The sequence below is a fragment of the Gammaproteobacteria bacterium genome (assembly GCA_013696315.1).
Lineage (GTDB): Bacteria > Pseudomonadota > Gammaproteobacteria > JACCYU01 > JACCYU01 > JACCYU01.
The window spans coordinates 1-12,396 of sequence record JACCYU010000174.1 but is presented as its reverse complement, the minus strand read 5'-3'; the positions used below and the strand labels follow the sequence as shown (position 1 = coordinate 12,396).

Annotated in this window: 13 protein-coding genes; 4 read left to right on the top strand and 9 right to left on the bottom strand. The window is 60.3% G+C overall.

Annotated elements, in window-relative coordinates; translation table 11 throughout:
- Positions 1-11: 11 nt before the first annotated feature.
- The 3 genes from H0V34_10295 to H0V34_10285 form a co-directional block, all read right to left on the bottom strand.
- On the bottom strand, positions 12-1,394 hold the full coding sequence (locus tag H0V34_10295) for a YihY family inner membrane protein (protein MBA2492062.1): 1,383 nt from the start codon (positions 1,392-1,394) through the stop codon (positions 12-14).
- A 230-nt stretch (positions 1,395-1,624) separates the two neighbouring features.
- Positions 1,625-2,317, bottom strand: coding sequence for a class I SAM-dependent methyltransferase (locus tag H0V34_10290; protein ID MBA2492061.1), 693 nt, complete (start codon positions 2,315-2,317; stop codon positions 1,625-1,627).
- Positions 2,318-2,367: 50 nt separating this feature from the next.
- On the bottom strand, positions 2,368-2,661 hold the full coding sequence (locus tag H0V34_10285; protein MBA2492060.1) for a DUF1244 domain-containing protein: 294 nt from the start codon (positions 2,659-2,661) through the stop codon (positions 2,368-2,370).
- 188 nt (positions 2,662-2,849) lie between these two features.
- Between H0V34_10285 and H0V34_10280 the strand changes: the two genes are divergently transcribed.
- The 3 genes from H0V34_10280 to H0V34_10270 all read left to right on the top strand — a co-directional run bounded on the left by H0V34_10280 (position 2,850) and on the right by H0V34_10270 (position 6,495).
- The gene (locus H0V34_10280) at positions 2,850-4,175 is read left to right on the top strand and encodes an NAD(P)/FAD-dependent oxidoreductase (protein MBA2492059.1); all 1,326 of its coding nucleotides are present in this window, start codon (positions 2,850-2,852) and stop codon (positions 4,173-4,175) included.
- Positions 4,176-4,336: 161 nt separating this feature from the next.
- Positions 4,337-4,939 (top strand): molybdenum cofactor guanylyltransferase, encoded by a 603-nt coding sequence (gene mobA, locus H0V34_10275; GenBank protein ID MBA2492058.1) that lies wholly within the window; start codon positions 4,337-4,339, stop codon positions 4,937-4,939.
- Positions 4,940-5,175: 236 nt separating this feature from the next.
- On the top strand, positions 5,176-6,495 hold the full coding sequence (locus H0V34_10270) for a citrate synthase (protein ID MBA2492057.1): 1,320 nt from the start codon (positions 5,176-5,178) through the stop codon (positions 6,493-6,495).
- Between the two features lie 158 nt (positions 6,496-6,653).
- Here H0V34_10270 and H0V34_10265 read toward each other — a convergent pair whose 3' ends face one another.
- On the bottom strand, positions 6,654-7,772 hold the full coding sequence (locus H0V34_10265; protein ID MBA2492056.1) for a homoserine O-acetyltransferase: 1,119 nt from the start codon (positions 7,770-7,772) through the stop codon (positions 6,654-6,656).
- Positions 7,773-7,901: 129 nt separating this feature from the next.
- Here H0V34_10265 and H0V34_10260 point away from each other — a divergent pair, with 129 nt between their 5' ends.
- A complete protein-coding gene (locus H0V34_10260) occupies positions 7,902-8,378 on the top strand; it encodes a hypothetical protein (GenBank protein ID MBA2492055.1) in 477 nt (158 codons plus the stop codon).
- A gap of 28 nt (positions 8,379-8,406) precedes the next feature.
- On the opposite strand, the gene H0V34_10255 is transcribed toward H0V34_10260, so the two are convergent.
- The 5 genes from H0V34_10255 to H0V34_10235 all read right to left on the bottom strand — a co-directional run.
- The gene (locus H0V34_10255) at positions 8,407-8,997 is read right to left on the bottom strand and encodes a mismatch-specific DNA-glycosylase (protein MBA2492054.1); all 591 of its coding nucleotides are present in this window, start codon (positions 8,995-8,997) and stop codon (positions 8,407-8,409) included.
- Between the two features lie 54 nt (positions 8,998-9,051).
- The gene (locus tag H0V34_10250; protein MBA2492053.1) at positions 9,052-9,486 is read right to left on the bottom strand and encodes an EamA family transporter; all 435 of its coding nucleotides are present in this window, start codon (positions 9,484-9,486) and stop codon (positions 9,052-9,054) included.
- Between the two features lie 124 nt (positions 9,487-9,610).
- Positions 9,611-11,110, bottom strand: a complete 1,500-nt coding sequence (locus tag H0V34_10245; protein ID MBA2492052.1) for an ABC transporter permease subunit — start codon at positions 11,108-11,110, stop codon at positions 9,611-9,613.
- An 11-nt stretch (positions 11,111-11,121) separates the two neighbouring features.
- Positions 11,122-11,853: an ATP-binding cassette domain-containing protein gene (locus H0V34_10240; GenBank protein MBA2492051.1), complete on the bottom strand. Its 732-nt coding sequence runs from the start codon at positions 11,851-11,853 to the stop codon at positions 11,122-11,124.
- A gap of 32 nt (positions 11,854-11,885) precedes the next feature.
- A partial coding sequence (locus H0V34_10235) for an OmpA family protein (GenBank protein MBA2492050.1) occupies positions 11,886-12,396 on the bottom strand: 511 nt, incomplete at its 5' end.

The window sequence follows — 12,396 nt, the reverse complement described above, 5'->3', positions numbered from 1 at the left end:
GTGGATGCCCATCAATTTGCGGATTCCGCGGATTCGGGCGCGATCGCGTTCAGGCGCGCGGCCGATTTTTCGCTGTCCGCGACCAGATCCTTGAGCGTGCGCCCATGTAATGTTTCGGTCACCGCGTGTTCGACTTCCGCCACGATGTCACGCGTGGCGCGCAGATCGGGCGCGCGCCGGGGCGCCAGGTCACCACCGTCGCTGGCGTCTCGCACCACATCCAAGACCTGCTTGATCGGTGTAGTTTCCAGTGGTAACGCAGGCAGCCACAGCGATGGCGTATCCGTGGTCTGGCACAACAAGCCGCCCTCCTCCAGCACGTTCAGCGTCTCCTGGATGACCGGGAACGGCATATGCAGGTGCTCGACGAGTTCGTCCGCGCTCCAGCAAGGCCGCTGCTGATACCAACGTTGGCCAATGAGCGCCATCACCATCAGCGCCAGTTCCTCCTGTACGCGGTTGCTGGGCTGGATTTGCTTGCGCCCGGCCATCAGATACTCCGCATGTTGCTGGTAAAACACGATACTGGCGCCGACCAGCAGGATCAGCCAGTTCCAGTAAATCCAGATCATCAGCACGACAAGGATCGCGAAACCCGAATTAATTGCGGCGTAGCTCGCCGATTTGGCGATGAATTGCGCGAAGATCCAGCCGGTGGTCTGCCATAGCACGCCCGCCACCACGCCGCCTGTAATGGCCGCCATCGGCCGCACGCGCGTATTGGGGATGAATATATAAATAAACACGAACGCCGCGATGATCAGCAGATACGGCACCAGCCGGCTGGCGAACTCGTACAGGCTGCCCAGTGGCTCGACGGCCACGATCGCCTGTACGATCGTGCTGCTGGTCAACGACGCGGTTACGCCCAGTGCGGCGATGACCAGCACCGGCACCACCATGATGACGCTCAAATAACTGCTGAACTGCTGCGCCAGGGTGCGCGAGCGCTCGATGTGCCAGATGTAATTGAAAGCCTCTTCGACCTTCTGGATCAGCGTGATGGTCGTATAGAAAAGAAACGCAATGCCCACCGCGCCCAGCACGCCGACCTCGATGTTGTCCACGAAATCGATAATCTGATTGCTGATATCCGCGCCTCGCGGACCGAGCGGCGCGAGAAAATTCCGCAGCAGCGGCTGCAGCTCGTTGTGCATGCCGAACGCCTTGAGCACCGAGAAACTCACCGCCAGCAGCGGCACGATGGACAGCAGGGTCGTGAACACCAGACTCATCGCGCGCAGGGTCAGCTGACCATCGACCATGTCGCGCACCAGCACATGCACCAGCCGCACGGCTTTTACGCCAAGCCCCTGCCACCATGGCACGTCGTCCGTATCGGTATTCCACACCAGCCGCTGGTAGCAATTTCTCAGCTGATGCATGTCGATCATGACAGCCGTCCGGCAGAAACAGGCGCACCCATATTTATTAAGGTCTCCTGCTGATCATTGGGTTTGTTAGCGTAGAGACATCCCGGCAATGACACAGACGCAACGGCCATAGCGTGGCGGATCAGGCACGAGCTAGCGCCGGACGGCACATTGTTATGTCCACCATCAGTTGGAGAACCTCTGTTCACGCAGAGGTTAACGCCGCCGTGTACGGGCAGATCTATCGCAGCTTAAGCCGCCACCGTAATGGTTCTCTTGTCCGCTGGAATCGTGGCTCCCGGCACTTCCCGCAAGCGCGTGACAGTTTCCTCGGGCAAGTACCTATAGCGTGCATCCTTGCCCGAATTTAGTTGCAACCTCATCCGGCCTCCCGTTGCTAGCCTGGACCTGCAATCATTGAGGAAATAGGACCATTCTTCATGGGTCCATCTTTCTCGTTTGGTTTTCCAGTTAAACCGAACTTGAAACCCCGTTATGAGGTTAAATGGGCTGGCGAAATCGGGCAACGGTGTGTAAGGGGTTATACAGTGGACGACTCGCGGTATGGTCATCAACGCAACGAAGTCGTTGAATACCTCGTTATCGGACATGTCGAGCCCGGTTATGTTATGGCCCAGATGCCTGGCCACAGCAATAAAATAGCCGGCGCCACAACCGATATCCAGAATGTTTAGTGGCTGGGATTCTTCAAGGCCAAGCGTCGTGGCGTCTCGCACAGCCCTTCGCATGTGATACTCGACATCCAGCCATTTCCTGTGGACCTCGCCCTTGGAGATGACGCCGCTATGTCTTTCCTGCACCGCGCGGACCTGGTCTGGTGGCAACTGCCGCGCCATGACCTCGGCGGCAAGCCCGCGTTCGCGGTGCCCGCGCGCGGACAGATTATAGCGGGTCCGGTTGTATCGATTGCCCAAATTCAGCATTACTATGATTCCTCCTGGTTGTTGGCGTGTAGTTTGCGCCGTGTTATGCCTTAGTCGCGCTGCCGCGCCTCGAAATCGGCCTGCTGCTTGGCCGTTGCCTCGCGCTGGTATTTCGCCTTGTACTCGTCGTAAGCCATACCGTAGACGAGCTCGCGGGCCTGGGCATATTCCATCTCGATACCTTTGTCCTGCGCGGCGGCGCGATACCATTTGGCGAGACAATTGCGGCAGAAATCCGCGAGATTCATTAAGTCGATATTCTGAACCTCCGGACGGGCGCGCAGGTGTTCAATCAGCCGGCGGAAAACCGCCGCCTCGATTTCGGTGCGGTCGCCAGGGTCGATGTTCAAACTGGTTTTCATGGTGGCCTCCAGATGGTTTATGCTTTGGGGTTTGTCCTTTAAGGTTTATCTGTTGGTGATTATTCTTCGAGGTTTACGCATCGGGGCTTAACCCTCGATATTATAGGGGTTGGTACCGCAGCATGCCACGTATAATCCGCGAGCTCTGTATGTGAGCAAAAAATGAAACCATGACATCCGACGCGCACCGTATCGTTATCGTAGGTGGCGGCGCAGGCGGGCTGGAACTCGCCACCATGCTGGGCAACAAGCTCGGCAAGCGCGGCACGGCGGAGATTACCCTGATCGATATCGCCACCACGCATCTGTGGAAGCCGCTATTGCACGAGGTCGCCGCCGGCACCCTGAATTCCAGCGAGGACGAGCTCAATTATCTCTCGCATGCCCGCAACCATCATTTTCGCTTTCGGCTTGGTACGGTCAATGGCCTGGACCGGGCGGGACGCGAACTCACAATGGCGCCGATCTTGGACGAAGACGGTAGCGAGAGTGTGCCCGAACGCATACTGAGCTACGATACGCTGGTGTTCGCGGTGGGTAGTACAACCAACGATTTCGACACGCCGGGTGTGCGCGAGCACTGCTTCTTCCTTGACCGGCGTCCTCAGGCGGACGATTTTCATCGTCACCTGCTCAACCGCTATTTTCGCGTCGCGAGCAGGCGCGAGGCGTCGGTCGAGGACCGTATCAACATCGCCATCGCCGGGGCCGGAGCCACCGGCGTGGAACTGGCCGCCGAGCTGCGCCGCGCGCTGAGCATCATGGGTACCCACGCGCTGGAGCGCCCGCCCGCCGATGACGAGATCAAGTTTACCCTGATCGAGGCGGCCGACCGCGTGCTGCCCGCGCTGCCGCCCAAGATCTCGGCAAACGTCGCGGAGGTGTTGGGCTCGATCGGCATCGAGTTGGTGCTCGGCGACCGCATCGTTAGCGCCGACGAGGGCGGGTTTCACATGGACAGCGGCAGATACGTGAAGGCCAGAACAAAGGTATGGGCGGCCGGCATCCGCGCCCCCGATTTTCTTGCCAGCCTGGACGATCTCGAAACCAACAAGATCAATCAGCTTGTGGTCAGGACAACCCTGCAGACTACCCGCGACGATTCGATTTTTGCCTTCGGCGATTGCGCGAGCTGTCCGCGTCCGGGACGGGACGATACGGTGCCGCCGCGCGCGCAGGCGGCGCATCAGCAGGCTTCACTACTGGCCAAGTCGATTCAGCGTCGTCTGGAAAGCAAACCGTTAGCGGAGTACGTTTACAAGGATTACGGCTCGCTGATCAATCTAAGCCGCTTCGAAACGGTGGGCACCCTGATGGGAAACCTCAGGGGCAAAGAGGCCGGCAACGTGATGATCGAAGGCTGGCTGGCGCGCATGGCATATCTGATGCTTTACAAGATGCACCTGTGGGCGCTGCACGGAGCGGGCTGGGTGGTCGTATCGACCATCGGGCACTGGCTGATCCGCTCTGGCAAGCCGCAACTGAAGCTGCATTGACCGCAGCTGAGCCAGCACCCATACGGCGCGCCGCGGGTAATGCCCGCACCATCAGCGATCGATTGATTCGCGCTTGTGCTTACCCCGATGCGCGACGTATCTAACGACGAGTTTATGCAGGAACGCCGAAACAACGCGGGCTCCAACCCAGTGCCCGGATAATGCCCCCGTACCCCCGCGACGACATCACCGGCGTCATTCTGGCGGGCGGACGCGCCACCCGCATGGGCGGCAAGGACAAGGGACTCATCGAGATTAGCGGGCTCCCGATGATCGAACGGGTGCTCGCGCGCTTCGAACCACAGGTCGGCGCCGTCGTCATCAACGCCAATCGCAATCTGGAGCGCTACGGGCGCTATGGCTGGCCGGTGATAGCGGACAGGACGCAAGATTTTCAGGGGCCGCTGGCGGGCATCGCGAGCGCGTTGTCGCAAATCGACACCCGCTATGCCGTTACCGCACCCTGCGACAGTCCGCTGTTGCCGCACGATCTGGGCGCGCGCCTGTGGGCGGCGCTTTCGCGCGACGACGCCGAGATCGCCGTGGCCCGCGATTCGCTTCGCTTACAACCGGTATTCTCGATGCTCAAACGCGCCTTGCTGCTTAGCCTTTACGACTATCTGCAAACGGGCGAGCGCAAGATCGATCGCTGGTATCGCCTGCACCGCGTGGCGACCGCCGACTTTACCGATTGCCCGGATGCGTTCCTGAACGTCAATACGCCGGAGGAACACGCCGCGCTGGAGGCGCGGCTGGCGACGTGAGACTCGACTAGGTTTATTGTGTCCGCAACGTTTGCTATATTGCAGTGCCGCAGAGTTGTTGATGCGGCGGCGGGTGATGTTAAGCTACGTCGTCCGCACTAGCGCGCGCACCGCCCGCCGCGCCCCGATACGAACCTGCCAACGTCTGCTGAAAACCGTGGCGCGCGGCATCCGGGAGCGTAAGCATTTTGATCATTTATCCCTGCTGTATTTTCCTGTGCCGAAGGGGGGCGACTATGGCCGAAGACACTGTAACCGTAACCGACAACGCGACCGGCAAGCAGGTAGAGCTGCCCGTGGTAAAAGGCGCCGATGGCCCTGCCGGGATCGATATACGCAAGCTTTACAGCGAGCTGGGTTATTTCACCTTCGACCCGGGCTTCATGTCCACCGCCAGCTGCGAGAGTCAGATCACCTTTATCGACGGCGACGAGGGCATTCTGCGCTATCGCGGCTATCCGATCGAACAACTGGCCAAACACAGCAGCTATCCCGAAGTGTGTTATCTGTTGCTTTACGGCGAGCTGCCGACGCCAGAACAGCTGCAACAGTACCAGGCAAGCATCAGCAACCACACCATGCTGGACGAGGCGATGCGGGGATTCTTCAAGGGCTTTCGTCACGAAGCGCACCCCATGGCGATCATGGTCGGCACCGTCGGCGCGCTCGCGGCCTTTTACCACAGCACTATGGACGTGCACGACCCCAAAGTGCGCGAGCAGTCCGCGCACCGATTGATCGCCAAGATGCCGACCATCGCCGCCTGGTGTTACAAGTATTCGATCGGTCAGCCGTTCATGTACCCGAACTACCAGCTCGATTACACGCGCAACTTTTTATGCATGATGTACGGCTTACCCGTCCCAGCGCGGCCTTATGAACCCAACCCCGTCATGGTGCGCGCGCTTGACCTGATCCTGATTCTGCACGCGGATCACGAACAAAACGCCTCGACATCCACGGTGCGGCTGACCGGTAGCTCGGAAGCGAGTCCGTTCGCCGCGCTGTCGGCGGGTATCGGTTCATTGTGGGGCCCCGCGCATGGCGGCGCCAACGAAGCCGTGATCAGAATGCTTGACCGCATCGTCAAATCCGATCAAGACGTAAAGCACTACATCGACCGCGCCAAGGACAAGGACGACCGCTTCCGGCTGATGGGCTTTGGTCACCGCATATACAAGAACTACGATCCACGCGCCACGATCATCCGCGAGAGCTGTCACGCAATACTGGCCGAACTGGGCGATGACAATCCCAACCAGCGAGTGTTCGATGTCGCCATGGAACTGGAGCGTATCGCGCTGCAGGATGACTATTTCGTGGAACGCAAATTGTACCCGAACGTGGACTTCTACTCGGGCATCATCCTGCGCGCGATGGGCATTCCGCTGAATATGTTCACAGTCATCTTCGCGCTGGCGCGCACGGTAGGCTGGCTGTCGCACTGGATGGAGATGATGGGCGATCCGCAGGCGCGCATCGGCCGGCCGCGGCAACTCTACACGGGTCATCAGCGCCGCGACTACACACCGATCGGCGAACGAAAAAAGAGGTAGTCCTGCAAGGCCGCGTAGAGGTAGATTGCAGCGACATATCGATCGCTGGTCATGGCGAGCCATCCGTGGCGCAGTGATCTAGCCCCCCAACCTTGCGGGTCGTTCGCCGGCGCGGAGCTTTATTCGCTGTGCCCCTGAGTCTATCGAATGGGCCCGACTCACCCCGAGAAAATATTCCGCACCACCGGCGCAAATCGATCACGATCGATCAGAAACGAATCGTGGCCGTTGACGGCGTCCAGCCGGATCAGGCGCACGTCCCGCGCGGTGTCACGCATGGAATCGGCCAGCTCCTGCTGCTGATCGAACGGAAACAGCACATCGCTTGTCACGCCGATGATGGTCGCGCGTCGCGCCTGAATTTTACTTAACGCGGCCTTAAGCGAGCTACCGTGCGCGGCCAGGTCAAACAGATCCATGCTGCGCGACAGGTACAGATAGCAGTTGGCGTCGAAGCCGCCCACGAACTTGCGCGCGTTGTAGTCCAGATAGGATTCGATCTCGTACAGAATGCCGAATGGCTGCTCACCGTGTGTAATCACTTCGTGGTGGCCAAACCGCTGCTGCCATTCCTGCGCGGATCGATAAGAAATCATCCCGAGCTTGCGCGCCAGCCGCATACCCATCAGCGGCTGCTGATCCGGCGCGTAATGACCGCCAGCCCAGGCCGGGTCCGAGCAGATGATTTCCCGTTGCAATGAACGTATCGCGATGGCGAAGGCGGTGGCGCGCGCGGCCGCCGAGATAATCACCAGCTTTTCCACATCCGGCGCACGCGACATCGTGTAGGCCAGCGCCGTCATGCCGCCGAGCGAGGCGCCGACGACGGCGTGCGGGCGCTCGATCGCTAGCGCGCGCATCACCTCGTGGCCGGCCGCGGCGATGTCCTCTATAGTGAGTTCCGGAAAATTAACGCCGTATGGCTTGCCGGAAACTGGATCGATAGACGCGGGCCCGGTGGAACCGAAGCAGCTGCCTAACGAGTTGACACACACCACGAAGAAGCGATCGGTGTCGATCGGCTTGCCAGGGCCCACCATGTATTCCCACCACCCGGGCGCGGGATCATCACGACTGGACGCCGCATGCGCGCTGGGCGAAAGGCCCGTAAACAGCAACACGGCATTATCACGCGCGGCATTTGACCGGCCCCAGGTCTCATAGGCAACGCGCACGCGCGGCAGCACGCCACCACGTCGCATCGCAAACGGCTGTGAGAGATCGACAAATCGCGCCGCCGGCAGTGTGCGGGGCAGCGCGGCTAAGGATACGGCCATGAATTACCTGGTAATGACGTTTGAAGATTCGTATGAACCTCCAGTTTGAAGTCAGTTCCTATTGAAGTGCAAATACGATCTGTTATCCCGCGTATCACGACCCGCCAAAACCAGGCAGGAGGACAACCCATGAGACTCACCGGAATCGCAACTATCGCGGTCTGTTTTTACGCGTCAGCCATCGGTGCGCAACCCTATCGGCGGGCCATACTCGAAGATTACCCGCAACCCGCGCACGTCACCGTCGAAGATAACAATGAAGTGATAAGCAAAATGCCGCAACCCACGGAGAAACCGGGTTACAGATTCCGTGAAGACATGGAGTTCACGCTTGAAGAGAGAAATGCCCTTACACGTTTGCACAATGCCATGGATTCCGGCTGGCAACCTTATGTGTTCTGTTGCGGAAGTCCCGGCGATGCGGACGCGATAACGCCGGAAAACAGGGTAGCGCTGGCTGGCGCCATCTTCAACAAATACAGGCTGATGCCCGGCCAGATAATCGACGCGCTTACTTTCCAGAAAGTCGCCATAGAGAATGTTCAGTTGCTCAACGGCGCGGCCGAAAGCACCAACAGCACGTTTCTGGATAGTCTGCAAAGGTAGCTCATGGCTGTATTCGTGCCTGCGCAACTCAATTGGCGGAACACGGCACCGCTTGCGCGAGCGCTCGATACCACTCGGTCAGCAAAGACAGCGAGAAGGCTGCTTTCGCGGGGCTGGGATTGGGCGTCACGAACACGCGCGATTCACTCACACATGCCGGCTGCATGCCCCAGTCGATGGGCGGCGACTTCGAGCCGATGGTGTATTTGAGAAACTGGGCGTACGCGACCTTGCCGTGAAACCACGCCACGCGCGGCCGATAGCGAATTAGTTTTTCAGTCAGCAGCAGCGCGCCTTGTCGATAATCGTCCGCCCGAAGCTCGACGCCGCCACGCGTCGCGCGCTTGACCACATCCGTGAAGCCGATGCCGCAGCGCCGAAACAGCACCTCCTGCGCGGCGACACCCGGGATCAAAGGCTCCGGTACCAGCCCCGAAGCATTCAACGCCCGCCAGAACCGATTACGCGGACTGGCGAAGAAAAATCCTGCGCGGGCTGAGATTATCGACGGATTCAGGCCGATGACGACAATGCGAAGACCGTCACGCAGATAGTCCGGCAACGCCTCTGCGTCCGGCGTTATCCGAGCTGTCGATGTAATACCTGAGCCGTGTGGCATATAACAAACGCGTTTGCGACCTACGATAACTGCATAAAGATTCGTTCTAATGCATCATGAGGTTTTAGCTAGGAGGTAAATGCTGATAGCGGCCAGGCTGATGCCAACGAGCTTGCGTGTCGTGAGCGGCTCGTGCAAAAAAATAATCCCCAGAATCGACCCGCCAACGATAAACATCCCATAAATTGGGACAACGATGCTGGCCGGGCCCAGCGACAGCGCGCGGAATAAGGAAGTCACTGCCACGGTGAGAGCAATCCCAGTAGGATACGCAAACCATGCACTCGCACTCAGGAAGTCTTTCGCGCTCACCTGTTGCAAATCGCCTCGGACGAGGACGATGCACACTGTGCTTGTCAGAGTGATGACGCACGCAATGGCAAGAACGAGGAAACTGGAAAACTGTCCGCTCCGGGTCGCAAGCTTCACCAGCAAAGTGGTAAGCGAGTAAGCCACCATACCGATCAATGCCCAGGTAATGTGATTCATAACTGTGGCGAGTTCGAAAAAACGACCGGGCAAGGGGGTTCGTCAACCCTGGATTCTGACATGCCGTGCCCCTCCGATTTTATTTGTGTGTCGCTCCAGGTGTTGTCACCGTTGCGATCGAATGTCATAGGTCAGCGCCCCGGGCGGACAGGCCTTTTGGCGCCAGATAGCGCTCGCCCAGTTCAAACGCCCCCTGCACCAGCAGTGCCAGCATTGCTGCCGGTATGGCGCCCTGCAGAATGAGGCCGATGTCGTCCAGCCGTATGCCGGTCAGTATCGGCTGACCGTAGCCGCCGGCGCCGATCAGCGCGCCCAGGGTGGCGGTGCCGATGTTGATCACGGCCGAGGTCTTGATGCCGGCCAGAATGGTCGGCAACGCCAGCGGCAATTCCACCAGCCGCAAGCGGCTCAAGCCGGGCAGTCCCAGCGCCACGGCCGACTCGGTGAGCTGCGGCGGGATGCCGCGTAAGCCGGTGTACGTATTGCGCACAATCGGCAGCAGGCTGTAGAGAAACAGCGCCACGATCGCGGGCGCACCGCCGATGCCAAGCAACGGAATCATGAACACCAGCAGCGCCAGGGCGGGGATGGTCTGGATGATGCCGGTGATGCTCAAGATTACCTGGCCGAAACGGGGGTTTCGCGCGGCGACGATGCCGAGCGGAACGGCGACAAACACCGCCGCCGTCAGCGAACTCAGCACCAGCAGCAGATGCTCGCGCGTGTAGCGAAAAAAATCGTCCGTAGCGCTGGGGAGGTCAAACCGTGCCTTGAACCCGAACTCGCGCTTGATAAAATCCGCCGCGACCATGGCAGCCGGCACGCCATCCAGCTTGACCCGCGCGTTCATGGCCGTCATCTTGCCCTGGGATACGCGCCCTTCCAGCCGCTTGAGCGCGGCTAAAGAACGCGGCGCCTCCGTGGCCAGGGCCGCACGGTACAACCATACCGCGTCGTAAGCGGGAAAGTAATGGCGGTCGTCTTCGAGCACGACCAGATCGTAATAACGGATCTCCGCGTCGGTGGCGTAAAGATCGGTGGCGTCGATTTCGCCAGCCTCCAGACCACGATACGCTAAATCATGATCCAGACCGCGAACATCCGTTTGCGGCAGCCCGTAATGCCTTGCCAGACCCGGCCAGCCGTCGGCGCGGTCCATGAATTCGCTGCTGAAACCCAACCGCAGTTTCGGGTGCGAGACGAGATCGGAGAGTTTGCGGATATTCAGTTGCTCCGCGCGCACCCGGCGCATACCGACGGCGTAGGTATTGTTAAAACCCAGCGGCGCACTCATACGCACGTCATACTCCGCCAGCGCCGCGCGTATCGCTTTGGCGTCGGTCAGCGCGCGGTGACCCAGGATCTCCTGCACGATGGTGCCGGTGTATTCAGGATATATATCGATGTCACCGGCGAGCAGCGCGCCCCACAAGGTGCGCGTGCCGCCCAGTTCCGCTCGATGCGTGACCGTCATCGCCGCGTGGCCGATCGACTGCGCGACTATTTCGCCCAGAATGACCGACTCGGTGAACTGCTTGGAGCCGACGCAAATTTCAGCGCGCAGAGGCGCCGCCGCGAACACAGTGCAGGCAAGCAACAGGGTCACGGCCGCGCACTTGTGCATCGGTGCGGCGTTCATACAATCGATGACCGCTGCGCGCGGATGAACTGCTCCACGAAGGCATCGGCCGGCGCGCGCAGCAGTTCGGTCAGCGATCCGCGCTGCACGATGCGGCCCTCGCGCAGCAGCACGATGGTATCGGCGAAGAAGCCGGCTTCGCTGAGGTCGTGCGTCACCATCACCACGGTTTTTTTTAAACCCCGGAAGATGTCCCGCAGTTCGTTTTGCAGATCGAAGCGGATCATCGGGTCCAGCGCGCCCAGCGGTTCGTCCAGCAGCAGCACGCCCGGATCGAGCATCAGCGCGCGCATCAGACTCACGCGCTGGCGCTGGCCGCCGGAGAGCTCCACCGGAAAGCGCTTCAGGCCGTCAGTGGGAAAGTGCGTGAGCGCCGAGAGTTCGCCAATGCGTGCCTCGATGCGCGCTCCTTCCCAGCGCAGATAGCGCGCCATCAGGGCGACGTTGTCGTGCGCGCTTAAGTGCGGGAACAGCCCGCCTTCCTGCACGACAAAGCCCATCCGCCGGCGCAGGACAGCAGCGTTGTCGTCGGTCAGCGGCTGATCCTCGAAATACACCGTGCCCGTATCCGGCGCGATGAGCCGCACGAGCAGCCGCAACAAGGTTGATTTGCCCGAGCCGCTGGGGCCGATGAGTATTGTGGTGCGCGCCTTTTCTATCGACAGATCGATGCGCGCCAGCGCCACCGACTCGCCGTAACGCCTGGTGACACCGGCCAGCTCAAACACTGCGGCACAAGCCGGCGGTATCTCGCGCCGGCTCACTCCGTACGTTCGGGAATGCTCCCTTGGGGATCCGAGATGATTACTTCCACCCGGCGGTTCTGTGCGCGCCCACTGACGCTGTCGTTGCTCGCTATTGGAAACTGTTCACCGTAGCCGGTAATGCGCATGCGGTCCGCATCGATTCCGTCGGTCAGGAGCGTGCCCTGCACGGCCAGCGCGCGCCGTTCGGACAGATCCTGATTAAAGGCTTCATCGCCCGTGCTGTCGGTGAAGCCCTCGATCAGGACGTTGCGCTCCGGATAGGTCTTTAAAAACTTGGCCAGCTTGTCGACTGCGATCGCGCCGCCGCCGCTCAAGGTGGCCTGACCCGTGTCGAACAACAGATCCCCCAATGTCAGCACCAGACCGCGTTCGGTTTCGCGCGCTTCCAGCTCGCGCACCTGTTGCGACAGCGCTTGCGCCTGGCGCGCGAGTTCGCGGGCCTCGTCCCGCGCCTGCTCGGCCTCCAGCCGCGCCATGTCCGCCGCGCGCGCCTGCTCTTCGGCG